22 protein-coding genes are annotated in these 25,922 nt (G+C 51.5%); 17 read left to right on the top strand and 5 right to left on the bottom strand.

What is annotated here, in order from left to right; genetic code table 11:
• Positions 1-98 precede the first annotated feature (98 nt).
• Positions 99-986, top strand: a complete 888-nt coding sequence (metF, locus tag JIG40_RS10995; RefSeq protein ID WP_020329389.1) for a methylenetetrahydrofolate reductase — start codon at positions 99-101, stop codon at positions 984-986.
• Positions 987-1,062: 76 nt separating this feature from the next.
• Here the strand turns inward: metF and zapB are convergent, their stop codons facing one another.
• Complete coding sequence (zapB, locus tag JIG40_RS10990) at positions 1,063-1,305, bottom strand: cell division protein ZapB (protein ID WP_020329387.1); 243 nt, start codon at positions 1,303-1,305, stop codon at positions 1,063-1,065.
• 312 nt (positions 1,306-1,617) lie between these two features.
• Between zapB and glpX the strand changes: the two genes are divergently transcribed.
• Positions 1,618-2,625 carry a class II fructose-bisphosphatase gene (gene glpX / locus JIG40_RS10985; RefSeq protein WP_024374838.1) on the top strand — a complete coding sequence of 336 codons (1,008 nt, stop codon included), beginning with the start codon at positions 1,618-1,620 and terminating at the stop codon, positions 2,623-2,625.
• A gap of 65 nt (positions 2,626-2,690) precedes the next feature.
• On the opposite strand, the gene pfkA is transcribed toward glpX, so the two are convergent.
• From pfkA to JIG40_RS10970, 3 genes are all read right to left on the bottom strand, one after another.
• Positions 2,691-3,653 (bottom strand): 6-phosphofructokinase, encoded by a 963-nt coding sequence (gene pfkA, locus JIG40_RS10980; RefSeq protein ID WP_020329385.1) that lies wholly within the window; start codon positions 3,651-3,653, stop codon positions 2,691-2,693.
• A gap of 259 nt (positions 3,654-3,912) precedes the next feature.
• A complete protein-coding gene (gene fieF / locus JIG40_RS10975; RefSeq protein ID WP_158125480.1) occupies positions 3,913-4,821 on the bottom strand; it encodes a CDF family cation-efflux transporter FieF in 909 nt (302 codons plus the stop codon).
• Between the two features lie 131 nt (positions 4,822-4,952).
• Positions 4,953-5,498: a CpxP family protein gene (locus tag JIG40_RS10970; RefSeq protein WP_020329383.1), complete on the bottom strand. Its 546-nt coding sequence runs from the start codon at positions 5,496-5,498 to the stop codon at positions 4,953-4,955.
• A 187-nt stretch (positions 5,499-5,685) separates the two neighbouring features.
• Here JIG40_RS10970 and JIG40_RS10965 point away from each other — a divergent pair, with 187 nt between their 5' ends.
• From JIG40_RS10965 to trmL, 4 genes are all read left to right on the top strand, one after another.
• Complete coding sequence (locus JIG40_RS10965) at positions 5,686-6,372, top strand: response regulator (RefSeq protein WP_020329382.1); 687 nt, start codon at positions 5,686-5,688, stop codon at positions 6,370-6,372.
• Complete coding sequence (cpxA, locus tag JIG40_RS10960; protein ID WP_020429341.1) at positions 6,372-7,751, top strand: envelope stress sensor histidine kinase CpxA; 1,380 nt, start codon at positions 6,372-6,374, stop codon at positions 7,749-7,751. Before JIG40_RS10965 ends, cpxA begins: the two co-directional genes overlap by 1 nt.
• 79 nt (positions 7,752-7,830) lie before the next feature.
• On the top strand, positions 7,831-8,448 hold the full coding sequence (locus JIG40_RS10955; RefSeq protein WP_143682669.1) for a superoxide dismutase: 618 nt from the start codon (positions 7,831-7,833) through the stop codon (positions 8,446-8,448).
• A gap of 71 nt (positions 8,449-8,519) precedes the next feature.
• Positions 8,520-8,993: a tRNA (uridine(34)/cytosine(34)/5-carboxymethylaminomethyluridine(34)-2'-O)-methyltransferase TrmL gene (gene trmL / locus JIG40_RS10950; RefSeq protein WP_024374773.1), complete on the top strand. Its 474-nt coding sequence runs from the start codon at positions 8,520-8,522 to the stop codon at positions 8,991-8,993.
• A 67-nt stretch (positions 8,994-9,060) separates the two neighbouring features.
• On the opposite strand, the gene JIG40_RS10945 is transcribed toward trmL, so the two are convergent.
• The gene (locus JIG40_RS10945) at positions 9,061-9,555 is read right to left on the bottom strand and encodes an FxsA family protein (protein ID WP_199465344.1); all 495 of its coding nucleotides are present in this window, start codon (positions 9,553-9,555) and stop codon (positions 9,061-9,063) included.
• 219 nt (positions 9,556-9,774) lie between these two features.
• Between JIG40_RS10945 and JIG40_RS10940 the strand changes: the two genes are divergently transcribed.
• From JIG40_RS10940 to JIG40_RS10890, 11 genes are all read left to right on the top strand, one after another.
• Positions 9,775-11,685: a GGDEF domain-containing protein gene (locus JIG40_RS10940; RefSeq protein WP_199465343.1), complete on the top strand. Its 1,911-nt coding sequence runs from the start codon at positions 9,775-9,777 to the stop codon at positions 11,683-11,685.
• Positions 11,686-11,867: 182 nt separating this feature from the next.
• Positions 11,868-13,319, top strand: coding sequence for an aspartate ammonia-lyase (gene aspA, locus JIG40_RS10935; protein WP_020329376.1), 1,452 nt, complete (start codon positions 11,868-11,870; stop codon positions 13,317-13,319).
• A gap of 158 nt (positions 13,320-13,477) precedes the next feature.
• On the top strand, positions 13,478-14,785 hold the full coding sequence (locus JIG40_RS10930; RefSeq protein ID WP_020329375.1) for an anaerobic C4-dicarboxylate transporter: 1,308 nt from the start codon (positions 13,478-13,480) through the stop codon (positions 14,783-14,785).
• Positions 14,786-15,471: 686 nt separating this feature from the next.
• Positions 15,472-16,917, top strand: coding sequence for a YfcC family protein (locus JIG40_RS10925; protein ID WP_020329374.1), 1,446 nt, complete (start codon positions 15,472-15,474; stop codon positions 16,915-16,917).
• 852 nt (positions 16,918-17,769) lie between these two features.
• Positions 17,770-18,990: an arginine deiminase gene (gene arcA / locus JIG40_RS10920; protein WP_020329373.1), complete on the top strand. Its 1,221-nt coding sequence runs from the start codon at positions 17,770-17,772 to the stop codon at positions 18,988-18,990.
• Positions 18,991-19,056: 66 nt separating this feature from the next.
• Positions 19,057-19,971, top strand: coding sequence for a carbamate kinase (gene arcC, locus JIG40_RS10915; RefSeq protein WP_020329372.1), 915 nt, complete (start codon positions 19,057-19,059; stop codon positions 19,969-19,971).
• A 90-nt stretch (positions 19,972-20,061) separates the two neighbouring features.
• Positions 20,062-21,072, top strand: a complete 1,011-nt coding sequence (locus JIG40_RS10910; protein WP_020329370.1) for an ornithine carbamoyltransferase — start codon at positions 20,062-20,064, stop codon at positions 21,070-21,072.
• 434 nt (positions 21,073-21,506) lie between these two features.
• Positions 21,507-22,436 (top strand): aspartate carbamoyltransferase, encoded by a 930-nt coding sequence (gene pyrB, locus JIG40_RS10905; RefSeq protein ID WP_020329369.1) that lies wholly within the window; start codon positions 21,507-21,509, stop codon positions 22,434-22,436.
• Positions 22,437-22,451: 15 nt separating this feature from the next.
• The gene (pyrI, locus tag JIG40_RS10900) at positions 22,452-22,913 is read left to right on the top strand and encodes an aspartate carbamoyltransferase regulatory subunit (RefSeq protein ID WP_020329368.1); all 462 of its coding nucleotides are present in this window, start codon (positions 22,452-22,454) and stop codon (positions 22,911-22,913) included.
• A gap of 354 nt (positions 22,914-23,267) precedes the next feature.
• Entirely contained in the window at positions 23,268-23,741 is a 474-nt protein-coding gene (locus tag JIG40_RS10895) for an arginine repressor (protein WP_171933990.1), read from the top strand.
• Positions 23,742-23,965: 224 nt separating this feature from the next.
• The gene (locus JIG40_RS10890; protein ID WP_277873558.1) at positions 23,966-25,756 is read left to right on the top strand and encodes a protein-disulfide reductase DsbD; all 1,791 of its coding nucleotides are present in this window, start codon (positions 23,966-23,968) and stop codon (positions 25,754-25,756) included.
• Positions 25,757-25,922: the final 166 nt, after the last annotated feature.

The following is a 25,922-nucleotide window of genomic DNA, read 5'->3' as shown; positions in this document are numbered from 1 at the left end:
TAAAATGCATTCAAGACATTCTGTAGCCATATAGACGTCTAAACGTCAATTTTTAAGAAGTGTTCGCGTTGTGGCACGTTGCCACAGGGAGAGGAAAAATGGGTTACACGCACGCCAGTCATATTGACGCTTTAAACCAGAATATTGCTGATCTTTCAGACATCAATGTATCGTTTGAATTTTTCCCGCCGAGCACGCCACAAATGGAAGAGACCTTGTGGAACTCTGTACACCGCCTGAAAACGCTGAAACCAAAATTCGTCTCTGTGACTTACGGCGCCAACTCCGGCGAACGTGACCGTACCCACTCGATCATCAAAGCCATTAAAGATCAGACTGGCCTGATTGCAGCGCCGCACCTGACCTGTATTGATGCCAGCCGCGAAGAACTGATTCAGATTGCTGACGATTACTGGAACAACGGTATTCAGAACATCGTCGCACTGCGCGGTGACATTCCTCCGGGTGGCGGCAAACCTGACATGTACGCATCGGACTTGGTGACTTTGCTGAAATCACGTCATGACTTCGATATCTCAGTGGCAGCCTTCCCGGAAGTTCATCCGGAAGCGAAAAGCGCGCAAGCCGATCTGCTCAATCTGAAACGTAAAGTCGAGGCAGGTGCAAACCGCGCCATTACGCAGTTTTTCTTTGATGTGGAAAGCTACCTGCGTTTTCGTGACCGCTGTGTGACCGCCGGCATCGATGTTGAAATCGTACCGGGCATTCTGCCCGTCTCGAACTTTAAGCAGGCATCGCGTTTTGCTGCGCAGAACAACGTTAAGGTGCCGAGCTGGATGGCGAAACAATTTGATGGGCTTGACGACGATCCTGTGACCCGTCAGCTCGTGGGCGCCAGCCAAGCAATTGACATGGTGCGCATCCTGTCGCGTGAAGGCGTGAAAGATTTCCACTTCTACACACTTAACCGTGCCGAAATGACTTACGCGCTATGCCACACGCTGGGCGTTCGTCCAAGCCTGTAAGCGAATGTGAGAAACAAAAAAACGCCGACAACCGTCGGCGTTTTTTTATAGATTCGATATCGTGGCAATCGGTGGATTATTCCACGTCGTCCATTTTACCCAGCAGATTGCGAATACGCTCTTGCCATGCCGTGTGTTCTTGTTGAATTTGCTGCGCGCGCTGCTCCAGAGCTTCACGGCTGGCTTTCAGCTCGTTTGCTTCTTCAGTCAGCTTCACTTTTTCTTCTTTTAGCTCTTCAACTTCCATTTGCAGCAACGCGATTGTATCAACCGCGGTTTGGATTTTTGCTTCTAGTTGTTCTAGTACTTCAAAAGACATGGTACTTACCCTTTTTTGATTCGGTTGCGGTGAACTCACTTCACTTAATTTCCCCATTCTACTCAGCCAAGCGCAGAGAAACACTCACTATATTCGATATTTTGCGCTATTCGGTTAAAAAAACGGCGCAAATTGACCTGACGCTTACTTTGCATGCGTGAAGGGGGAAACTATGCCTGAAAACAGAGGCTATCGTAGCGAGTTTTGATCGAGTGCAAGTCTCGTGGGTGTCAAAAAGCAAACGTTTCCTTTCGAATATGCTAAGATCCGCCGCAAATTGTCCCTATTACTGATCCTTGGTTTGGAGTAAGCATGAAACGCGATTTGGCAATGGCATTTTCACGCGTCACGGAAGGCGCTGCATTGGCAGGATATAAATGGCTTGGCCGCGGCGATAAAAATGCCGCAGACGGCGCTGCAGTTGAAGTGATGCGCACCTTATTAAATAAAACCGAAATCAAGGGTGAGATCGTCATCGGCGAAGGCGAAATTGACGAAGCGCCAATGCTGTACATCGGTGAACAAGTGGGCATCGGTGGCGATGAAGTCGATATCGCGGTGGACCCGATTGAAGGCACACGCATGACGGCGATGGGCCAGTCCAACGCGCTGGCCGTACTGGCGGCGGGCGAAAAAGGCAGCTTCCTCAAAGCGCCGGACATGTACATGGAAAAACTGGTCGTGGGTCCGGGTGCGAAAGGTTGCATCGACCTGCACAAACCTTTGCAGGAAAACCTGGAAAACATCGCTGCGGCGCTGGGTAAACCACTGAGTAACCTGACTGTGATTACGCTGGCCAAACCGCGACATGATAACGAGATTGCCCAGATGCAAAAACTTGGCGTACGCGTGTTTGCGGTGCCGGATGGTGACGTGGCGGCTTCTATCCTGACCTGTATGCCAGACAGCGAAGTCGATGTGATGTACTGTGTGGGCGGCGCGCCGGAAGGGGTTGTCTCTGCGGCCGTGATTCGCGCGCTGGACGGCGACATGAATGGTCGTCTGCTGCCGCGCCATAAAGTCAAAGGCGAAACCGAAGATAACCGCATCTGGGGGGCTCGTGAGCTCGAGCGTTGTGAGCAGATGGGCGTTAAAGCCGAAGTCGTTCTGAAACTGGAAGACATGGCGCGCAGCGATAATGTCATCTTCGCCGCGACTGGCATCACCAAAGGCGATCTGCTGGAAGGCATTACCCGCCAAGGCAACATTGCCACCACCGAAACCCTGCTGATCCGCGGTCGCTGCCGCACTATTCGCCGCATCAAATCGATTCACTACCTGGAGCGTAAAGATCCGGAAGTGCGCGAAATTATTCTCTAACAACCAAAAACAAAAAAGACCGCCAAGGCGGTCTTTTTTACGAACTGAGTTCAGGTTAGCTGTGCTTAGAACAGCTCTTCAGCCACCTGGAACAGATCTTTGCGTACTGGACGCTTCATGTTTTCAATCGCATCGATGATGTCGTGGTGAACCAGTTGTTCTTTCTGAATACCAACACAACGGCCGCCGTGACCTTCCAGTAACAGGTGAACCGCGTAGTTACCCATACGAGAAGCCAGAACGCGGTCAAACGCCGTTGGTTTACCACCACGCTGAATGTGGCCAAGAATCGTTGCGCGAGTCTCACGACCCGTTGCCTTTTCAATCTCTTTTGCCAGCTGGTTCGCGTCCATCATCAGCTCTGTCAGCGCGATAATCGCGTGTTTCTTGCCTTTCTTGATGCCGTCCTGAATGTTAGAGATCAGTTGATCCATATCCAGGCCAGTTTCTGGCGTGATGATGTATTCACAACCACCTGCGATCGCAGACATCAGAGTCAGGTCACCACAGTGACGGCCCATGATTTCTACGATAGAAATACGCTGGTGAGAAGAAGACGTGTCACGCAGACGGTCGATAGACTCGATAACCGTGTTCAGTGCAGTCAGGTAGCCGATGGTGTAATCCGTACCTGCGATGTCGTTGTCGATCGTGCCTGGCAGACCGATACATGGGTAACCCATTTCAGTCAGCTTCTTCGCACCCATGTACGAACCGTCACCACCGATCACAACCAGTGCATCAATACCGTGTGTTTTCAGGTTTTCGATCGCTTTTTCACGAACAGATTCTTCACGGAACTGCGGGAAACGCGCAGAACCCAGGAAGGTACCACCACGGTTAATTACGTCAGACACGCTTGAACGATCCAGCTGCTTGATGCGGCCTTCATACAGGCCCTGATAGCCATCGTAAATACCGAATACTTCAAGACCTGCGCCCAAGGCTGTACGAACCACGCCGCGAATTGCAGCATTCATGCCTGGGGCGTCACCGCCACTTGTCAAAATACCGATCTTCTTAATCATGCTCACCCTCGATTTTTGGGAACTTAATATAATTTTTTGGGCCGCCTGCTAACGACATTCAGACGGCAAAAGCATTCATTATCTGTGCGTTATGTTACATTTCCTAATTAGGAATACTACTGTTATTTGCACGAAATTCTGTAAGTTTTCTACTTATGTAAGAGTATTACAGTTTTAACCATCATCGTTGTTGATTCACATCAGGATCATGTTTTTTAGTCGATTGGAGAAAAGATAGCCAACGTTGCGGGCTTTTTCCTTACCACCCTTGGAATTTTTGCTTTCTCTCCGGTCCGAAGACCACAGAATACGGATCCTGATGGATTAAAACATCGGCACCCGGGAAATTTTTGCGCAGTTTGGCTTCCACCATGTCTGAGATGCGATGTGCTTCAATTAACGGGATCTTGTCATCGAGTTCCAAATGTAACTGGATGAATCTTACAGGCCCCGACATCCGGGTGCGCAGTTGATGCACGCCCATAACCCCTTCCACCGACAGTGACAAGGTACGGATCTGCATCAGTTCGTCGTCCGGCAGTTTGCGATCCAGTAGCGTTTGTACTGCGCTGTGTGCCATGCGATACGCGCTGTAAAGAATATAGATGCCAATCCCGACCGCAAACACCGCGTCCGCCTGTGTTATACCAAACCAACTCAGACCTAACGCCACCATGATCGCCGCGTTCATGAACAGATCTGACTGATAATGCAGTGAGTCTGCCGCAATCGCCTGACTGCCGGTTTTCTTCACCACCTGACGCTGGAACATCACCAGCGCCAGCGTCACCACCATGGCAAATCCGCTGACGTAAATGCCGTATTCCGGCGACTGCAGTTCATGCGGGCGGAAGAAGCGGTCAATACCGTTCAGAATCAAGAAACAGGCCGAGCCCGAAATAAACATCGCCTGCGCAAGAGCGGCCAGCGACTCCGCCTTTCCATGGCCAAAGGTGTGCTCCCGGTCTGCCGGTTGGAGCGAATAGCGCACCACAATCAAGTTGACTACCGACGCGGCGATGTCGAGCAGCGAGTCGATAAGAGACGCCAGCAAGCTGACTGAGCCGGTCACCCACCAGGCAGCAATTTTGATGATAAGCAGCAACGTCGCAACCGTGGTTGCCGTCCATGCCGCGAGGGTGACCAGTCTGGCGTATTCCTGTTTCATAGTATGATATCCAAGCAAATCAATGGCGTAATTATACGCAAAAGCCTGTTTAATGTGCGTTAAATCTCATCGAACATCCGGTAACAAAACGCAAAAAAGGCAGCCTAAGCTGCCTTGAATGAGAGTCGGAATTATTCACCTGCTGGTGGCGCTGGCGGCATCATGTTCTGACCTTTTGATCCTTTGCCACCATGATGACCTTCACGTGGGCCGTTTTCCCAACATTTCGCCATGCGTTCCTGTTGCAGATTCTGGAACTGTGTTTTTTGTTCAGGGGTCAATACGCTCAGCATCTGATGACGTTTTTCCATCATCTGTACACGGCGTTCCACCTGCATATCTACCATCTGTTTGGCCAGTTCGGTGGCCTGAGCTTTGTCGAAGTTGGGTGCCAGCATCAGCGCACGTTCTTTATCACGCATCGCTTTCATCTGTTCTGAAGGACCAGCCTGACGTTTTTGCTGCATCTGCTCACGCCCTTCTTCACGCATCTGACGCAGTTTCGCATGTTGTTCTGCGGTCAGGTTAAGCTGTTTGAAGATACCGCGTTCACCATCCGGGCCGCACATTTCGCCATCCGGACCTTTATTTTTACCACCGGCAGCCAGTGCACTCGCTGAACCCAGCACAATCGGTAGAACGACAGCTGCAAGCATCAATTTTTTAGCCGTTTTCATAATCATATCCTCAATCGTTGAACTCTTACTTACGGGCTGCCCTCGCAGCGCTTGAGTGTAGAATACGTCCTGCTAAGTAAAGTGACGTTTAGGCAGCGTAAAGATTCGTAAAGAGTGAAATTAGCTCTGATTCAGAACAAAATTTCACAGTAAACTAGAGTTAACCCCAATGTTTTAAGAGGCAGTTATGGCGCACATTCTTCTTATTGATGACGACACCGAACTCACCAGTTTGCTCAAAGAGGTGCTGAGCTACGAAGGCTTTGAAGTCTCCGAAGCCAACGACGGCGAAGCGGGTTTGCTGGCGGTGAGTGAACGCATCGATCTGATTCTGCTTGATGTGATGATGCCCAAGCTCAACGGTATGGAAACGCTGAAAAAGTTGCGTGAGAAATGGCAGACACCCGTGCTGATGTTGACTGCGAAAGGCGAAGAGATCGACCGCGTGATTGGCCTGGAACTCGGCGCTGACGACTACCTGCCTAAGCCGTTCAGTGACCGCGAGTTGCTGGCACGCATTCGCGCCATTTTACGCCGCACTGGCAATCACACCCAAAGCAAGCCGACGGATGTGATTGAATGCCAGGACCTGCAACTCTATCCCGGCAGGCAAGAAGCATATTGTCAGGGGGAACTGCTCGATCTCACCACCACGGAATTTGCTCTGCTGACCCATTTTGTCCAGAACCCGGGCGAAACGCTGACGAAAGAAGCGCTGAGTCTGGATGTGCTTGGCAAGCGACTGGCAGCGTTTGACCGCGCCATCGACATGCACGTTTCCAACCTGCGTAAAAAATTGCCGGAACGCAGCGACGGGAAAGCGCGCATCAAAACCCTGCGCGGTCGCGGCTACCTGATGATTGTGGAGGATTGATGCGTCTGCCTAAGATCAACAGCCTGTACGGCCGCATCTTTGCCATCTTCTGGTTTACCATGATGTTGGTGGTTGTGGCGGTGCTGTCACTGCCCCATCTCGATCCGCGCAAATCACGCGATATTCCGCCGGAGGGTTATCAGCGCCTGCTGGAATACAAAGACTCGATTGAAGATCGCTTCGGCAGCGAAACCAATCTGGCGCGCATTCTGATGATTCTGGAAGGCAACGGTGGCCCGCAGGGCGAAGGGCGCCCGCGCTTTTTCCTCACCGATCAGGAAGGCAACATCCTCACCACCAAGAAACACGCAGATTTCAAACTCAAAGCGCTGCAAAACTTTACCACCAGCATTGAATCGGTGGATAAGCCGCAGCAGCGTCTGTATGGCCGCTACATGATTGCCGGCCCACTGCCGATTGTGCTCGCCAAGCGCGATTTGCTGCTGTATGTCGGCCTGCGCTGGGATGAGCCACCGCCGTTCCTGCTGCGCCTGTTTGATCGCCCATTGCACCTGCTGCTGGCGGTCATGGTCGTCAGCACACCGCTGCTGCTGTGGCTGGCCTGGGCATTGAGTAAACCGGCGCAAAGGCTGGCGCTGGCCGCTCAACGTGTGGCGCGCGGTGAGTTCGTGGTCGACCCGAATCTGGAAAAAGGCACCACCGAGTTTCGTCAGGCTGGCCGCAGCTTCAACCAGATGGTCGAAGCGGTCAATCTGATGATTTCCGGCCAGCAGCGTCTGTTGTCCGACATCTCGCATGAACTGCGATCGCCGCTGACCCGGCTGCGCATGGCCAATGCACTGGCGACCCGTAAACAAGGCACCAGTACGGAGCTGGAGCGCATAGACACCGAAGCGCAGCGTCTTGAGCAGATGATTGGTGAATTGCTCGAACTGTCGCGCATGCAGACCAACAGTCATCTCAGTCGAGAAGTCCAGCCACTCAGCAGCCTGTGGGAAGAACTGCTCAGTGATGCTCAGTTTGAAGCTGAGCAGATGCACAAAACCCTGACTCTGGACGAGATTCCCGAACGCAATATTTCCGGCAATCCGAAACTGTTGATGAGCGCGCTGGAAAACATCGTACGTAACGCCATTCACTATGGGCAGGATAAGATTGAGGTGCATTTTTCCGCCACCGCGCAGCAGCTCACCGTCACCGTAGAAGATAACGGTGAAGGCGTGCCGGAAAGTGAACTGGATGAAATATTCCGCCCCTTCTACCGCGTGTCGACTGCTCGTGATCGCCACAGCGGCGGGACAGGCTTGGGGCTGGCGATCACTGAAAGCGCGATTCGTCAGCACAGTGGCGAGATTGCCGCCAGCCGCAGTCGCCTCGGCGGCTTAAAAGTGCAGTTCACCCTGCCTTTGGATGCGTAACGAAAGACCTTACAAAAGACACAGTTGATAATGAGATTGATTATCAGTAACGTTAAGTAAATCAAACGGAGGATCAACTATGTCTCATATTTTCCCAGAGTTGCCATACGCCTACGATGCACTGGAACCGTACATCGACGCGAAAACCATGGAAGTCCATTACAGTAAGCACCACCGGACTTACTACGACAAATTCATCACCGCCCTCAAAGGCACTGAACACGAACACACCCCGCTCACGGAGCTGTTTGCCCAAATCTCCACTCTGCCCCCGGCGCTGCGTAACAATGGCGGCGGCTACTACAACCACATTCTCTACTGGAACTGCATGACGCCCAATGGTGGCGGCGAACCGCAGGGCGAGCTGGGTGAAGCGATTCGCGCCACCTTTGGCAGCTTTGATGCGTTCAAAGAGCAGTTTGCTCAAGCGGCACTCAACACCTTTGGCTCGGGCTTTGCGTGGCTGGTGGTCAAAGAAGGTGCGCTGCACATCAGTTCCACCAGCAATCAGGATAACCCGCTCATGGATGTCGCCAGCGTGCGGGGCGAGCCGATACTGGCGCTGGATGTGTGGGAACACGCCTATTACATCAGTTATCAGAACCGTCGCCCGGAATACATTGATGCGTGGTGGAACGTGGTCGACTGGGAAGCGGTGAGCGAAAACTACGCGGTCGCCAAAGCACTCTCGGCCTAAGCGGCTCTCTCGCATCTTGCGGCGACTTGGGTATATACTCCGTCGCTCAGCAAGAGAGGAACTGACGCGCTATGTTTGATATCGCCCTGTATGAACCGGAGATCGCACCGAACACCGGTAACATCATTCGTCTGTGTGCCAACTGTGGTGCCAACCTGCATCTGATTGAGCCGCTGGGTTTTGATCTGGAAGAGAAGAAAGTGCGCCGTGCCGGGCTGGATTATCATGATCTGGCACGCGTAACCCGCCACAAAGATTATCAGGCGTTCATCGATTTTCTCGAAGCGCGGGGCGATTACCGCATTTTTGCCTGCACCACCAAGACTACCGGTCACCATGTCGATGCGCAGTTTCAGCAAGGTGACGTGCTGCTGTTTGGCCCGGAAACCCGAGGGCTGCCCGCTGACCTGATTGAAAGCCTGCCGATGGCGCAGCGCATCCGAATTCCGATGATGCCCGAGGCGCGCAGCCTGAACCTGTCAAATGCGGTGGCGATCATCGCGTTTGAAGCCTGGCGTCAGATGGGATTTGAAGGCGCGCAGTGAGCGCTCAGTGCAAGACACAGACCGAATAAAAAAGCTCTCCATTGGAGAGCTTTTTTGTCTGCTGAGCTTAAGGGCGATTGAGCTTGTCCTGATCGTCATCCTGCTTGCGTTCAAACTCACCGTCAAACGTCTGGCCATGTTGCTGGGACGAACGAGAGTGAAAATCGCGCTCAAATTGGCTGGATTGAAAGCCGGATGACATATTGGTCACCACCACTTTGCTCATCAGATATTTGGCCAGCATCGCACGTGGCGCAGGCAACAGAATCAGCATCCCCATCGCGTCGGTCATAAAGCCCGGCGTCAGCAGCAACACACCCGAAACGGCCAGCATCACGCCTTCCACAATTTGTTGCGCCGGTATTTCACCGTTCTGCATACGTTGTTGCACCGTCATCAGCGTGTGTAATCCCTGGCTGCGCACCAGAGACGCGCCAACAAACGCAGTGATCAGAACCAGCGCAATCGTCGGCCACAGCCCCAGCACGCCACCCACCTGAATAAACAAGCCGATTTCGATCACTGGCACCGCAATAAATAGAATCAGTAGTATCGGAAACACAGTCCCTCCTTAGTTGGCTACAACCTTAGCGCCAAGCCCTGAGCACTTCAAGCGCTCGACGCAAGGCAAAAATGTAGCGAATTGTTGCCTGTGAGGAAAATTTCTCTGAATAGAAATCAAATGGATAGAGTGAAACGCCCGTTTTTACTGGATTTCGCAATGGAAAATAAGCAAAGGCTTAACTATTTTTAAACCAGATTTTAGACAGCGTGAGTTGCAATGAAACGAGTTGCCAAAACTCTTAAACAGGCTTTAGTGCTATGGGTAGGATTATCACTGATTCCCATCGCCTACTATTATCATTTATCGGACAAAGCGCATCAATTTCTGCTCAGCAGAATGGAAGCGCAGGGTTCTCAGTTTCTGTCGTTTGTTGAAACCAAAGCCACTCGCCTTCACCATCAAATCGAAAAGACTTTTTATGGCCTCAGCCATTCTCCCTTGTTGGTGGACTTTGCTCTGACCAACAATCCCAAGTACCGCGGTTTTCTCGAAAGCCAATGGTATCTGACTTCCTTAAACTCTGGTCTGTTTTATCAGCTTCGCTACCTCGACAACACAGGCAAAGAGGTGATTCGTGTCGATAGCACGCCGCAGATGACACATCCGTTTATCGTGCCTATCGGGCAGTTGCAGGATAAGGGCCAGCGCGATTACTTCAATTACGCGCAGCAACTCACGCCGGGTGAACAAGGATACTTTGGTATCGATCTGGAGTACGAACACGGCCTGCCCGTGATTCCATACAAGCCGGGGTTTCGCATTCTCTACCCCATCGACACCCTGACTGGCCGTCAGGGCTATTTTATTGCCAACTTGGACGTGATGAACGTGATCCATCAGATCACGGAAAATAATCAGGATCTGAACGTCGACTTTATTGATCAACACGGATTCTTTGTTGTCAGCAGCGATGAGAACAAATTGTTCGGCGACTTGATTCAGGCGCGCGCCTCGCACAATCTACCCAATGAATACCCGCTGGTGTGGCAAGCCATTCAGGCGACCGGACGAGCTAACGGCAGCGTGATGACCGACGAAGGCTTGTTCATTTTCCAGCCATTCAATAATCAGCTGTTCTCTTCAGTCGGCGGCATGACGTTATTAACCCACTACTCACCACAAGTCCTGCAGCAAACCTTTAAGGTACGCGATAAGCAGATCCTGTCCGACAGTATCGTCATCTGGCTCGGGCTCGGGTTGATCTCCGGCGTGCTGGGAATGATGCTCGAAGCGAATCGCCGCATGCGCATGGATCAGACCTACGCCCAGTTTGTGATGGAGAATGGCGTCGCGATTGCGTTTACCAACCGCGAGCACCGCATATTGCGCGCCAACACCCGCTTTAGTGAAATGGTCGGGATTGAGATGCATCTGCTGCCAGGCCGGATGATTCTGGATCTGTTGCCCTCGGGCCACAAGCAGAAACTGATGCTCGGCCATCTGCAGCAAACAGGCGAATGGAAAGGCCAGTACAGCCTGCAGGATCCAGAAGGTCATGAAGTGGTATGCAAAACCGAAGTGCGTGCGTTGGCCGGAAAGCTGTCCAAAGTACACTATTACGTCTACTCGTTTACCGATATTTCCGAGCATTACAATGCGATTGTTGAACTCAAAGAGCGCAGCGAACGCGACCCGGCCACCTCACTGTGGAACAAGAAGAAGTTTGAAAACACACTGCAATATTACGCGCGTCTTAAACAGCGCTACCAGAACCAACCGCCAACCTGCCTCGCCATCATCGATATCGACTCCTTCAAAGAAGTGAACGATTCGCTCGGTCATGCCGTGGGCGATGAAGTGATTCGCTATGTCGCCACTCAGTTACAAGCCTTGCTGCGTGACACCGACTTTATCGCCCGCATTGGCGGTGATGAGTTTGCCGTCATTATTCAGCACACCGATATTCACCAGGCGATCAAGCTGATGCAGCGCGTATGCGTGGCCATTTCGTCCTGGCCGCAGCACAAAGTCACCATCAGCGTTGGGGTTGCGGAAGTTTTGGTAGAAGCGTCACAAACCATGACCCATGCCGACCAAGCGATGTATCGCTCCAAGCGCAAAGGCAAAAATTGTGTCTCTGCCCATGGTTTTGAAAACCTGACGGTGGTTGAGTCACACCACGTATAAATCTTTCCGCCAATTGACGTAAAAAGTGATCCAGTTCCTATTTTTAAAATACTACTCAAGTATTATGTGCCACAGAAGTCAGGACGGATTTTCCAGCCAAAAATTCTGATGAATGGATTCTTAAGGCAGAAATGGCTAAGCATTTTAAATCTAATCAGAATAATTATCTTAAGGATCCTGTTATGGCTACCCTATCTGATGCCCCTATGACATCCACCCCAGCCACACGTATCGAAGAAGATCTACTAGGCCAACGTCACGTACCCGCCGACGCTTACTACGGCATTCATACCTTGCGCGCAATGGAAAACTTCAACATCTCAAATATGACTATTTCAGATGTGCCTGAGTTTGTACGCGGTATGGTCATGACCAAGAAAGCAGCGACGCTGGCAAACAAAGAACTGAGCGTAATTCCTAAGGATGTGGCGAATTACATCATTCAAGCGTGTGATCTGATTCTGGAAACCGGCAAATGCATGGACCAGTTCCCTTCAGACGTTTACCAAGGCGGCGCGGGCACTTCGGTGAACATGAACACCAACGAAGTGATTGCCAACGTTGCGCTTGAGCTGATGGGCAAAGAAAAAGGTCAGTACGAGTTCATTAACCCGAACGACCACGTGAACAAGAGCCAGTCGACTAACTGTGCGTACCCTACCGGTTTCCGTATCGCGGTTTACAACAGCGTACAAAAACTGATTGATGCGATCGAGTATCTGAAAGGCGCATTTGAACTGAAAAGTATCGAGTTCAAAACCATCCTGAAGATGGGCCGTACTCAGCTACAAGACGCAGTACCAATGACTGTGGGTCAGGAATTCCACGCTTGGGCGGTCACGCTGAACGAAGAAATCCGTGCCCTGCAATACACCTCTAAACTACTACTGGAAGTGAACCTGGGCGCCACTGCGATCGGTACTGGCCTGAACACAGCACCGGGCTACCAAGCGGCGGCGGTGAAACACCTGGCTGAAGTAACCGGTTTGGAAGTAGTTCCAGCTGAAGACCTGATCGAAGCGACGTCAGACTGTGGTGCTTACGTGATGACTCACGGCGCACTGAAACGCCTGGCGGTGAAACTGTCTAAAATCTGTAACGACCTGCGTCTGCTCTCTTCCGGCCCACGTGCAGGTCTGAACGAACTGAACCTGCCTGAACTACAAGCTGGCTCTTCTATCATGCCTGCAAAAGTAAACCCAGTTGTGCCAGAAGTGGTCAACCAAGTGTGCTTTAAAGTTCTGGGTAACGACAACACCGTGTCTTTCGCAGCCGAAGGCGGCCAGCTACAGCTGAACGTGATGGAGCCTGTGATTGCACAAGCCATGTTCGAATCCATCTCTCTGCTGTCTAACGCGTGTGTGAACCTGCGTGACAAATGTATCGACGGCATCACAGTCAACAAAGAGATCTGTGAAGGCTACGTGTTTAACTCTATCGGTATCGTGACTTATCTGAACCCATACATCGGCCACCATGAAGGTGACATCGTCGGTAAGATCTGTGCGGAAACCGGTAAGAGTGTACGCGAAGTCGTGCTGGAGCGTGGCCTACTGACCGAAGAAGAACTGGATGACATCTTCTCAGTACAAAACCTGATGCACCCGCAATACAAAGCGAAACGCTACGAATAAAACTCTTTCATCAGGCCCCATCCGGGGCCTGTTTTGCTCACCATTTTTTGGTGGCTCGCAACGGACCTGCTCTGACCGAACCCGCTTTAATTATCTGAGGATTTATCCTCACTGAGTTTTCAGATAATTAAATTCATAATATTACACGAGGTATCACTATGGTTTGGGTTGAACTGTTAGTTGTTCTGCTCTTTATCTTTTTGGGAGCACGTATCGGCGGTATCGGTATCGGTTTTGCCGGTGGCGCAGGTGTCATTGTCCTGTCTCTTGTTCTGGGCGTTCCGACCAGTCAGGCATTCATTCCGGTCGATGTTATTCTGATCATCATGTCGGTGATCACCGCCATTGCTGCTATGCAGGTAGCGGGGGGTATGGATTGGTTGGTTCAGGTGGCTGAAAACTTTTTGCGTAAACATCCGGAACGCATCACCTTTTACGCCCCGATTGTCACCTTCCTGATGACACTGATGGCGGGTACTGGTCACACCGCATTTTCTACCTTGCCCGTAATTGCCGAAGTGGCCAAAGGTCAAGGCGTACGTCCTTCTCGTCCGCTGTCTATCGCAGTGGTCGCTTCACAAATCGCCATTACGGCGTCGCCAATCTCGGCGGCCGTGGTCGCGTTTGCCGCGATGCTGGTGCCGTTTGGCGTTGATTACCTGACTCTGCTGGCCATCTGTATTCCTACCACGTTCGCCGCTTGTATGGTGGGGGCATTTGTCGCCAACTTCATGGGTTGTGAGCTGAAAGACGATCCGACTTATCAGGAGAATCTGGCTAAAGGCCTGGTGAAACTGGAAAACAACGAGAAACGTGAAATTCTGCCAACCGCGAAAACAGCGACCTACATCTTCCTCGCCGCGATTGCGTTTGTGGTGTGCTACGCCGCCGCCATTTCTAAATCGGTGGGTCTGATTGAGAACCCGGCGCTGGGCCGCAACGAAGCCATCATGACCGTCATGCTGGCAGCAGCGGCGGCGATTGTGCTGTTCACCAAGATCGATGCATCGAAAATCTCTTCTGCGGCAACATTCCGCTCCGGTATGACTGCGTGTGTGTGTGTACTGGGCGTCGCGTGGCTGGGTTCAACGTTCGTCAACGCGCACGTGGCAGGTATTAAAGAAGTGGCCGGTGCACTGCTGGCTGATTATCCATGGATGCTGGCGCTGGTGCTGTTCTTTGCTTCTATGCTGCTCTACTCGCAAGGTGCAACCACGGTTGCTCTGATGCCTGCGGCACTGGCGATTGGTGTTGCGCCGCTGACGGCCGTTGCATCATTCGCAGCGGTGAGCGCGCTGTTCGTACTGCCAACCTACCCAACGCTGTTGGCAGCGGTTGAAATGGACGACACCGGTTCAACCCGCATCGGCAAATACGTCTTTAACCACCCGTTCTTTATCCCGGGTGTGGTAACCATCGCTTCAGCGGTTGCCTTTGGCTTCCTGTTTGGCGGTCTGTTCATCTAAACGAATAAAGTGCAAAGCAAGGGGAGCTTCGGCTCCCTTTTTTTTATTGCCGCGCCAAGCTGATCGCGTTAGCGCTGCTTTTGTGCCCGAATACCGTTTAGTGTCCGATACAGTGACTTGATTTAAATCAAGCATTGGTTCGAAAGTTATTTTCCTGTCACTGAAATAGCAATTGAATAAAATTCCCTATTTTTTATTCACCCGGAGAAAAGTCACGAGCAACCGTGCACAAGGGGAATATTTAAAGAATAGAATTTCATTATTTATAGCCAATTACCCCGCTTTATTTTTCTGGTTATTTCCGGCCAATTTATTACCCCAATATTTTGTGAACCACCGCTAAGATAATCCGCCGAAGGCTCTTTAGAATTTCTTTAACGATGAAGTGAAATTCACTTTATCACCATGAATAACAATAAAAGTTTTCACCATATTTATTACAAGTCCTAAGCTTTATTCCACGAAATACGTTGCCATATTGAATAGTATTGCAATAAACGTTTTCTAAATGAGTGAATTGAGGTGTGGGCCTGATGATGCAAACATATCTTCTCTGTTTCCGCTCTGATATTTGTTATGCATCACCGCGCCTCAACTCTTCAGGCAGAAAGCCATCAGGTGAATAGAGAATATTAGCCACCAAACGCGTTCAGAGCGCTTCATTTTCTGAATGTAAGGAGACAGCTATGACAACCCAAACTGCACCCACAGAACGTAAAGGCGGCTTCCTGGCCAACTTTAAGTTCCCTTCCGCTTACACCATTCTCTTTATACTGATCGCCCTGGTAGCGATGCTCACCTGGATTGTTCCGGCTGGCCAGTATGACCGTGCCATGAACGAAGACCTCGGCCGTGAAGTGCCGGTGGCAGGCACCTACCACCCAGCCGAGGGTAACCCTCAGGGCGTGATTGATGTGCTGCTGGCACCAATTGACGGCTTCTACGATCACAACAGCTATGAAGCGGCGGCGATTGACGTCTCACTGTTCATCCTGGTGATCGGTGGTTTCCTGGGGTTGGTGACCAAAACCGGCGCGATTGACGCGGGTATCGAACGTGTTACCGCCCGTCTGGAGGGACGCGAAGAGTTGATGATTCCGATCCTGATGGCGCTGTTTGCCACCGGCGGCACCGTGTATGGCATGGCGGAAGAATCGCTGCCATTCTACACCTTGCTGGTTCCGGTCATGATGGCTGCACGCTTTGACCCTGTGGTTGCCGCTGCAACAGTCTTACTTGGCGCAGGTATCGGTACGCTGGGTTCCACCATCAACCCGTTTGCTACTGTTATTGCCGCGAACGCAGCAGGCATTCCGTTTACCGACGGTATCTGGCTGCGCGCTGCGATTCTGGTGGTCGGCTGGATCATCTGTGTCATGTACGTGATGCGCTACGCCAAAATGGTGCGTGCAGACCAAAGTAAATCCATCGTGTTTGATAAATACGAAGAGAACAAAACCCACTTCCTGGGCAGCCGTAGTGATGAAGCTCTCGAGTTCACCGGCACACGCAAAGTGATTCTGACTATCTTCGCTGCTGCCTTTGCGGTGATGATTTATGGTGTATCTGTTGCGGGCTGGTGGATGGCTGAAATCTCCGCCATGTTCCTTGGCGCAACCATCATCATTGGTCTGGTGGCACGCATGAGTGAAGAAGAGTTTACCTCCAGCTTCATTGATGGCGCTCGTGACCTGCTTGGTGTCGCCCTGATCATCGGTATTGCGCGCGGTATCGTGGTGGTGATGGACCGCGGTATGATCACCGACACCATTCTGAACTCCGCCGAGCAAATGGTGACAGGCCTGTCGTCAGTAATCTTTATTAACGTGATGTACTGGCTGGAAATCCTGCTGTCATTCCTGGTGCCTTCATCTTCAGGCCTGGCAGTATTGACTATGCCAATCATGGCACCGCTGGCTGACTTTGCTGGTGTGGGACGTGAACTGGTCGTGACCGCTTACCAATCAGCCTCAGGTATCGTCAACCTAATCACACCAACGTCTGCGGTGGTGATGGGCGGCCTGGCCATTGCCCGCGTCCCTTACGTTCGCTGGCTGAAATGGGTCGCACCACTGCTGGGTATTCTGTGTGTGTTCATCATGGTCATGCTCAGTGTCGGTGCCTTCATGTAAGCACAACCGCTCTACTTTTCCTCTCTCAAGCCGCGCTCTGCGCGGCTTTTTTTCGCTCTGCGTGTACATCATTGCCAGCTTCGTTCGTCTTCAGGTCAGGCGTGCGGCTTTGCCCATCAGACCATTGTTTTCCTGTGTTGCCCACTCCCAGTTCTTCTCGCCGCACGCGATGACCGCAGTGGATTCACCATCATTCTGTCCGACTGGCGGGTTTATTAAGCACCTGCGTCAGTGAGTCATTCAACAGTAATGGATAATTACCACCGGAATAAGAAAGTTTATTCTCTGGTATTTTTTATCCCTGTTTACGCCGGTCAGAATTCCCCTGTTTATTCGCCTCTACTTAAGGTTTTTCGTGATCAAATCAGGTTTTATTGCATCGGTTTGAGTTTGTCTCAGATCAATATTTTGGCCGATATTTTTGTTACATCGGACGTTTTTATTCGCCCTAAAGTCACTATCTACCCTTTAGAAATGCATACTTCGGTGCTATTGAGTGAATAATAAGGGAAATGAATTTGCATAAACTTCCTCAACTATCAATTCATCCTCCTAATTTCATGAATATTCTTTATTTATCCCGATTAAACTTCCATAAAATCCGCACAACCACCCAACAAGATAATCTTCTGACAGATGAATAAACATTGTTAAAAAACACTAGATTTCATGATTTTTTAATAAAAATCGAACTGTGATCGCTCTCTAAGAAAGACGTCTCTGACGGGGTAATATGAATATCAGAACGAAACAATGAATTAATTAAAACCCAATTAAATTCATTACCAAATCCCTACAAATAAATATGTATTTCAAATAAAGAAATACACAGAAAATAAGAGAGATACGATTATGAGTAAGTTATACGTAGGTTCTGAAATAGGTCAATTACGTCGCGTTTTAATTCACCGTCCACGCCGCGCGCTCACCCATCTGACCCCATCAAACTGTCACGATCTGCTGTTTGATGACGTATTGGATATCGAACGTGCAGGTAAAGAACACGACGTTTTTGCCCAAACACTTCGCGACCAAGGCGTTGAAGTATTGCTACTCACTAATTTGCTCGCTGAAACACTGGATGTGCCTGAAGCCAAAGAATGGCTGCTGAATACGCAAATTTCTGATAACCGTTTTGGTCCAACATTCGCTAACGATCTGCGCTGCTACCTGGCTGACCAGCCACACATGGATCTGGCGAAAATTCTGACTGGTGGCCTGTCTTACGGTGAACTGCCCATTCAATCTTCGTCTATTCTGCAGGCGATGAACAAAGCGAATGACTTCATCATCAAACCGCTGCCAAACCATCTGTTTACCCGCGACACTTCTTGCTGGGTTTACGGTGGTGTCTCTATCAACCCAATGGCGAAAGTGGCCCGTCAGCGTGAAACCAACCACCTGCGTGCGATCTACCGTTGGCACCCAACCTTCGCTGGCCAGGACTTCATCAAGTACTTCGGCGACGAAGAGCGTAACTACGACAAATCCACCATTGAAGGCGGTGACGTGCTGGTTATCGGCCGCGGCGCAGTGTTGATTGGTATGTCTGAACGTACCACGCCACAAGGTGTTGAGCAGTTGGCTTCTTCTCTGTTCAAACATGGTCAGGCGAAACAAGTCATCGCGCTGGAACTGCCAAAAGACCGTTCTTGCATGCACTTGGATACCGTGATGACGCACATGCGTGAAGACACCTTCTCCGTGTATCCAAACGTGATTCCGGATGACGTGAACTGCTGGAGCCTGACCGGTGATGAATCTGGCCGCGTGAAAGCCACTCAACAAGAGTCTTACATTCACACCATCGAAAAAGCGTTGGGCGTCGGCAAACTGAACATGATCACTACCGGCGGCGACAGTTTCGAAGCAGAACGTGAACAGTGGAACGATGCCAACAACGTGCTGACCGTTCGTCCTGGCGTGGTGATTGGTTACGAACGTAACACCTACACCAACGAGAAATACGACAAAGCCGGCATCACCGTTCTGCCAATTCCGGGTGATGAACTGGGCCGCGGCCGTGGCGGTGCACGCTGCATGAGCTGCCCAATTGAACGTGATGACATCTAGTGACTAACTCGGGCCGGGGCTGATTTTCCTCTGCCAGCTTCGGCCCACATAATAAGAGATACAACCATGACTAAACAAACAGTAGTCGTCGCATTAGGTGGTAACGCATTGCTTCGTCGCGGTGAACCGTTAGAAGCGGATGTACAACGCCACAACATTGAAATTGCAGCCAAAACCATTTCTGAAATTGCCAAAGAGTACAACGTGGTACTGGTACACGGAAACGGTCCGCAAGTGGGATTGCTCGCGCTGCAAGGTTTGGAATACAAGAAAGTAAACCCTTACCCACTTGACGTGTTGGGTAGCGAAACTCAGGGCATGATCGGTTACATGCTGATGCAGGAATTCAAAAATCTGCTGCCAGAACGCAACGTGACTTGCATGCTGACTCAAATGTCGGTCGATCCGAACGACCCGGCCTTTGCCGACCCGACCAAACCGATTGGTCCGGTCTACGAAGAAGCCGAAGCGCGTGAAATGGCAGAAAAATACCACTGGACGGTGAAACCGGACGGCAAATACTTCCGCCGCGTGGTACCCAGCCCTCAACCGACCGGCATCATCGAACATGAAGCGATCACCACCCTCATTGATGAAGGTCATCTGGTGATCTGTACTGGCGGTGGCGGCATTCCGGTCAAACGTGAAAACGGCAAACTGGTCGGCGTAGAAGCGGTGATCGACAAAGACATGTCGGCGGCCTTCCTCGCCAAACAAATCGGCGCCGATGCGCTGCTGATCCTGACTGATGCCGATGCCGTGTACCTTGACTGGGGTAAACCAACTCAGACTGCACTGCGCAACACCACGCCAGATGAGCTGGCGAAATACCAGTTCGATGCCGGCTCCATGGGGCCAAAAATCGAAGCATCGTGCGAATTCATTCGCAAAGGTGGCACCGTAGTCGGTATCGGCGCGCTGCAAGATGGTCTGCGCATCCTGGAAGGTAAAGCAGGCACCAACATCACTCGCGATCAGTAATCACCCGTGCAGTTGTCACTGGTAAGCAAACATTGAATTTTCAGCGCTTAGGCGAGATAGCGTAAGCGCTTCCCAGATGAGGATAAGATCATGGCTTTTAACCTACGTAACCGTAACTTCCTGAAACTACTCGACTTCACTCCACGCGAAATTCAACACATGTTGGACCTGGCGGTGGAACTGAAAAAAGCCAAATACAACGGCTATGAACAACCACGCCTGAAAGGCAAAAACATCGCACTGATCTTTGAAAAAACCTCCACTCGTACTCGCTGTGCGTTTGAAGTGGCGGCGTTCGACCAAGGCGCGCAAGTGTCTTACCTTGGCCCATCAGGTTCTCAGATTGGTCACAAAGAATCGATGAAAGATACCGCCCGTGTGCTGGGTCGCATGTACGACGGTATTGAATACCGTGGTTTTGGCCAAGAGATCGTCGAAGAGCTGGGTGCTTACGCTGGTGTGCCAGTGTGGAACGGCCTGACTGACGAATTCCACCCAACCCAAATTCTGGCAGACTTCCTGACTATGATGGAACACAGCCGCGGTAAACAGCTACACGAAATCAAATTCGCTTACCTCGGTGATGCGCGCAACAACATGGGTAACTCTCTGATGGTTGGCGCAGCGAAAATGGGCATGGACATTCGCCTGGTGGCGCCAAAACAATTCTGGCCAACCGAAGAATTAGTGGCCACTTGCCGCGAAATCGCCAAAGAAACCGGCGGTAAAATCACTCTGACTGACGATGTGCAAGAAGGCGTGATTGGCTGTGACTTCCTGTACACCGACGTTTGGGTCTCTATGGGCGAAGCGAAAGAAGCATGGGCAGAGCGCATCAACCTGATGCTGCCTTACCAGGTGAACATGAACGTCATCAAAGCGACCGGCAACCCGAATGTGAAATTCATGCACTGTCTGCCAGCATTCCACGGCGAAGACACCACAGTGGGCAAACAACTGGCGCACGACTACCCAGTACTGAAAGACGGCTGTGAAGTGACCAACGAAGTGATCGAATCCGACTACTCAATCGTGTTCGATGAAGCGGAAAACCGCATGCACACCATCAAAGCCATCATGGTGGCAACACTGGGCGACTAACCCAAAATCAATTGACTTCCTTTACATACCTACCAATGCGGGCTGAATAAAGCCCGCATTTTTTTTCAGCGGCTTTTTCGCCATTTTTCTTAAAAAACCACCACCAAGCCAGACGCATAAACTGGTGGTTAAAATTCAGCAAATCTCAGCAAAATTCGCATAAAAATCCATAACTTGAATATTTTTCAAAAGCTATTGCACCGGTGTTTTTTGTCCGTATAATCCTCCGCAATTTGTCTACAGGGAACAAAAAATGAGCGTATTCAATCGAGCATCGCGTTTGAAAAACCGTCCGTATTGGGCGCGTCACGCCGTTTTGTTTTTCTGTGGTGATCGTTGTTAAAGCCTCCTATTTCAGGGGGCTTTTTTTTTGAGTTTTTTTCGTCCTCAGCCCATCGGCCGAGCCATGAACCTACACAAAAGGAAGAGACGTTATGGCACACTCGCTGTTTAACCGACACATCATTTCGATTCCGGAATTCACTCGCAGTGAATTGGAACTTATCGTCGATACGGCCGCCCGCCTCAAAGCGGAGCCAAATCCTGAGCTACTGAAAAACAAAGTGGTGGCGAGCTGTTTCTTTGAGCCATCGACCCGTACCCGCTTGTCGTTTGAAACCGCAGTGCAACGCCTCGGCGGCACCGTGATCGGTTTTGACAACGGCGGCAACACCTCGCTGGCGAAAAAGGGCGAAAGCCTGGCGGACTCGGTGCAGGTGATTTCCTCTTACGTCGACGCGTTTGTGATGCGCCACCCGCAAGAAGGCGCCGCGCGTCTCGCTTCCGAGTTCTCCAACGGCGTGCCGGTGGTTAACGGTGGTGACGGCGCCAACCAGCACCCGACCCAGACTCTGCTCGATCTGTTCTCGATTTACGAAACGCAAGGCACGCTGGATAACCTCAACGTCGCGTTCGTCGGCGATTTGAAATATGGCCGCACCGTGCACTCGCTGACTCAGGCACTGGCGAAATTCACCAACATTCGTTTCTTCTTCATCGCCCCGGAAGTGCTGGCGATGCCGGATTACCTGTGCCAGGAGCTGGAAGAAGCGGGCATTGCGTTCAGCACTCACGCCAGCATTGAAGAAGTGGTACCCGAGCTGGATATTCTCTACATGACTCGCGTGCAGAAAGAGCGTTTTGACGAGTCCGAGTACGCGCACATGAAGTCGGCTTACATTTTGTCTGCCGACACATTGAAAACCGCACGCCCGAACCTGAAAGTGCTGCACCCGCTGCCACGCGTGGACGAAATCACCACCGACGTGGATAAAACACCGCACGCGTACTACTTCCAGCAGGCCGAAAACGGCGTCTACGCCCGTGAAGCCCTACTCGCCCTCGTTCTGAACCCAAATCTATAAGCAGGAGATGTCATCATGGTAAAAGAGAACCAACTACAGGTAGAAGCGATCCGCAACGGCTCAGTGATTGACCACATTCCTGCCAATCTGGGCATCAAGATTTTGTCGCTGTTCAAACTGCACGAAACCAATCAGCGCATCACCATTGGCCTCAACCTGCCGTCGTCAGCGCTGGGTCATAAAGATCTGATCAAGATTGAGAACATCTATCTGAGCAAAGAGCAGGCCAACCAACTGGCGCTGTATGCACCAAACGCAACCGTGAACCAGATTGAAGAGTATCAGGTAGTGAACAAGCTGACGCTGACACTGCCAGAACGCATCGATGGTGTGTTTGCCTGCCCGAACAGCAACTGTATCTCACACGGCGAGCCGGTCAGCAGCCGCTTCCGCGTGATTCTGAAACAAGAAAATGTTCAACTCAAATGCCACTACTGTGAAAAAGTATTCTCGCGCGAAATCATGACCGAGAACTGATTCCGCGTCAGCCACTCAGCCGCCTGCTCTGGCGCTGAGTGGCCGTTATGGCCGCGCATAAAACGATGCATAAACTTGCACCACTTCAATATAAATCACCAAACAACAAGCATTTACCCAGATTATTATTTGGTGATCCTATTCAAAAAGCCGCATTTTTATTAATGGTATGCTTCTTTCACCAACAATGACTATCCCAGTGCTCAACACAGGTTTCCCGCACCATGGCGAATACATTCGTCACTGGCGGGTTGTCACACTCTAAGGCTTTGGGAGTGTGCTGACAGGGTATGGAACACCAGAATGTCTCACGCCTCGGCGTGACTGGATAAGGAGTTACCCGTGAACAGAAAAATGCCTCACAGTGCCATTGCGCATGAGGATGAATCTCTGGCGGCGGCCTGCAAACGTCTGCTGCAACAGCAGAGTTTTGCCAATCAGAATGAACTGCGCGAAAAACTCATCGAGCTGGGCTTTGACGGTATCAGCCAGTCGACGGTGTCGCGCCTGCTGTCACAGCTCGGCGTGGTCAAAGTGCAGAACGCCTGCGGTAAGAAAGTCTACTGTATAACGGTCGAAACTGCGCCGGTGCGCGTGGAGTCGTCCATCGCCTCACAGATTGAGTTCATCACCCACAATCAGGCGATTGTGGTGGTCAAAACCCACCCCGGCAGTGCCCAACTGGTGGCTCGCCTGGTGGACATCGATCCGCACAGCGAAATTCTCGGCACCGTCGGCGGCAACGACACTGTACTGGTGATCCCGCGTGACGCCAATAACGTTGAAGCGTGCGAACGCGTCGTCAAAACGCGTCTTGGTGTTGCCTGATTCAGGCACCCGCCCTGCGCGGGTGCTTGCTCACGCTTTTTCAGCTTATTGACTCCGTTTCATGCCCGACATGAAACCAAATCCCCTTCACCCCGGTCTCATCGAACATAGCGCCCAAATGCCGTCCGGCGCGCCTGATGTTGCACAGAATTTGACACCAACAGGCGCAGTCACGAATATTTTGGGTATAGTATGACTGTCCACTTTTTCAGAATGTCTCGATGATGCGTATATTTTTCTCTTTCTTACTGCTGGTGTGTTCCGCTCTGAGCCAACCGGCACTGGCGGCGTTTGGTAACAATAACCCTCTCTCGCTCGGCAGTAACAACCAGTTTGTGACCGTGGATGAAGCCTTTCCGTTCAGCTATTTCCAGCAAGGCAATCAGGTCTATCTCGATTGGCAGGTCAAAGACGGCTACTACCTGTATCAGGATCGCATCAGCATCAGTGCAGACAAAGTCACACTCGGCGACTATCAGTTGCAGCAGGGCCAGCCGTATCATGATGAGTTCTTTGGTGATGTCACCATCTACACCACGCCACTGTCTGTCACGCTGCCACTGAGCGACTATCAGGACGGTGCGCGGCTGATTGTGCAGTATCAGGGCTGCGCCAAAGCTGGCTTCTGTTATCCGCCGGAAACCCGCGTGATTACGCTCGACAGTTTTAGTTTTGATCAGCCCGCCGAAGTCACACCGGCACCATCATCGGCCTCGACGAACAATGCAGCCGTCACCACAGACAGCGCACCAGCGTCTCAACAGGATTCACTGGCTTCACAACTGGCCGATGCATGGTGGACACCGCTGCTGTTCTTACTGCTGGGGATCGGGCTGGCGTTTACTCCGTGCGTACTGCCCATGTACCCGATTCTGACCAGCATCGTGCTCGGCGGCGGTCAGTTGTCGCACCGCCGCGCGCTGCTGCTGAGTTTTGTGTATGTGCAAGGCATGGCGCTGACCTACACCCTGCTCGGGTTAGTCGTTGCTTCGGCCGGGCTACAATTTCAGGCCGCCTTGCAACACCCTTACGTGCTGATCGGCCTCAGCGCGCTGTTTGTGCTGCTCGCCGCCTCGATGTTTGGTCTCTACACCTTGCAGCTGCCAAGCCGCATGCAGACCTGGCTCAGCAATCTGAGCAATCAGCAACAAGGAGGCAGCTTGGCGGGCGTATTCGCTATGGGTGCGATTTCCGGTTTGGTGTGTTCGCCCTGCACCACTGCGCCGCTGTCCGGTGCGCTGCTGTACGTGGCGCAAAGTGGGGATTTGCTGACAGGCGGCGTAGCGCTCTACGCACTGGCACTCGGCATGGGCATTCCACTGATTCTGGTTGCGGTATTTGGTAACCGTCTGCTGCCACGCGCGGGTATGTGGATGGAGCGCGTGAAAACGCTGTTCGGCTTTATTCTGCTCGCGGCGCCGATTTTCCTTCTGGAGCGTCTGCTGCCAGAGTTCTGGTCCACCGCACTGTGGTCACTGCTTGGACTAGCCGCGTTTGGCTGGCTGTACCATGTCAAAAACAGTCTGCCGTTTGCCGGCTGGAAACAGAGCCTGCTGGGCATTATTGCCATTCTCGGACTGCTGGCCTCTGCACAACCGTTACTCAATCACTGGATGATGCCAGAACAAGCGGCCACGCAAGCACAACCTGCGATTGCGTTCACTCGAATTGCCAATGTTGACGACCTCAACCGTGAATTATCCAGCGCCAAAGCGGCGGGCAAACCAGTGATGCTCGATTTCTACGCCGACTGGTGTGTGGCGTGTAAGGAGTTTGATAAGTACACCTTCCACCATCCGGATGTGGAGCAGAAATTGAAAAACTTTGTCTTACTTCAAGCCGACGTAACACGAAATCAACCGCAAGACATTGAATTACTGAAACAAATGCAAGTGCTCGGTTTGCCGACTATCGAGTTCTGGAATGCGCAGGGCGAACGCGTTTCAAACGCGCGCATCACCGGTTTTCAGCCTGCCGAGCAATTTTTGCAGCATCTGAGCAACCACCAGCTCTGATTCCTCCTTTTACGCTCACCCGGTTCGAGACCCCGCAGTCAAACAGGGTGAGCGCTATTCATCTTCATGCAGATAAAAAGTGGATACAGTTCAGACTTTTAGTGTGTGAACATTGTCCATATTTTCAAAGCGGACAATAATTTCTTTAACTAATTTGTTAAAAGTG

Source organism: Vibrio sp. bablab_jr001 (assembly GCF_016464285.1).
Lineage (GTDB): Bacteria > Pseudomonadota > Gammaproteobacteria > Enterobacterales > Vibrionaceae > Vibrio > Vibrio fluvialis.
This window is presented reverse-complemented; position numbering and strand designations above follow the sequence as displayed.

Bases quoted from the DNA above. Each gene is read 5' to 3' on its own strand.
- JIG40_RS10930 (WP_020329375.1), top strand. From the start codon at position 13,478: ATGGTTTGGGTTGAACTGTTAGTTGTTCTGCTCTTTATCTTTTTGGGA.
- arcA (WP_020329373.1), top strand. From the start codon at position 17,770: ATGAGTAAGTTATACGTAGGTTCTGAAATAGGTCAATTACGTCGCGTT.
- pyrB (WP_020329369.1), top strand. From the start codon at position 21,507: ATGGCACACTCGCTGTTTAACCGACACATCATTTCGATTCCGGAATTC.
- JIG40_RS10890 (WP_277873558.1), top strand. From the start codon at position 23,966: ATGCGTATATTTTTCTCTTTCTTACTGCTGGTGTGTTCCGCTCTGAGC.
- JIG40_RS10940 (WP_199465343.1), top strand. From the start codon at position 9,775: ATGAAACGAGTTGCCAAAACTCTTAAACAGGCTTTAGTGCTATGGGTA.
- zapB (WP_020329387.1), bottom strand. From the start codon at position 1,305: ATGTCTTTTGAAGTACTAGAACAACTAGAAGCAAAAATCCAAACCGCG.
- aspA (WP_020329376.1), top strand. From the start codon at position 11,868: ATGGCTACCCTATCTGATGCCCCTATGACATCCACCCCAGCCACACGT.
- JIG40_RS10965 (WP_020329382.1), top strand. From the start codon at position 5,686: ATGGCGCACATTCTTCTTATTGATGACGACACCGAACTCACCAGTTTG.
- glpX (WP_024374838.1), top strand. From the start codon at position 1,618: ATGAAACGCGATTTGGCAATGGCATTTTCACGCGTCACGGAAGGCGCT.
- fieF (WP_158125480.1), bottom strand. From the start codon at position 4,821: ATGAAACAGGAATACGCCAGACTGGTCACCCTCGCGGCATGGACGGCA.
- arcC (WP_020329372.1), top strand. From the start codon at position 19,057: ATGACTAAACAAACAGTAGTCGTCGCATTAGGTGGTAACGCATTGCTT.
- trmL (WP_024374773.1), top strand. From the start codon at position 8,520: ATGTTTGATATCGCCCTGTATGAACCGGAGATCGCACCGAACACCGGT.
- JIG40_RS10955 (WP_143682669.1), top strand. From the start codon at position 7,831: ATGTCTCATATTTTCCCAGAGTTGCCATACGCCTACGATGCACTGGAA.
- JIG40_RS10970 (WP_020329383.1), bottom strand. From the start codon at position 5,498: ATGAAAACGGCTAAAAAATTGATGCTTGCAGCTGTCGTTCTACCGATT.
- metF (WP_020329389.1), top strand. From the start codon at position 99: ATGGGTTACACGCACGCCAGTCATATTGACGCTTTAAACCAGAATATT.
- pyrI (WP_020329368.1), top strand. From the start codon at position 22,452: ATGGTAAAAGAGAACCAACTACAGGTAGAAGCGATCCGCAACGGCTCA.
- cpxA (WP_020429341.1), top strand. From the start codon at position 6,372: ATGCGTCTGCCTAAGATCAACAGCCTGTACGGCCGCATCTTTGCCATC.
- JIG40_RS10925 (WP_020329374.1), top strand. From the start codon at position 15,472: ATGACAACCCAAACTGCACCCACAGAACGTAAAGGCGGCTTCCTGGCC.
- JIG40_RS10895 (WP_171933990.1), top strand. From the start codon at position 23,268: ATGCCTCACAGTGCCATTGCGCATGAGGATGAATCTCTGGCGGCGGCC.
- JIG40_RS10910 (WP_020329370.1), top strand. From the start codon at position 20,062: ATGGCTTTTAACCTACGTAACCGTAACTTCCTGAAACTACTCGACTTC.
- pfkA (WP_020329385.1), bottom strand. From the start codon at position 3,653: ATGATTAAGAAGATCGGTATTTTGACAAGTGGCGGTGACGCCCCAGGC.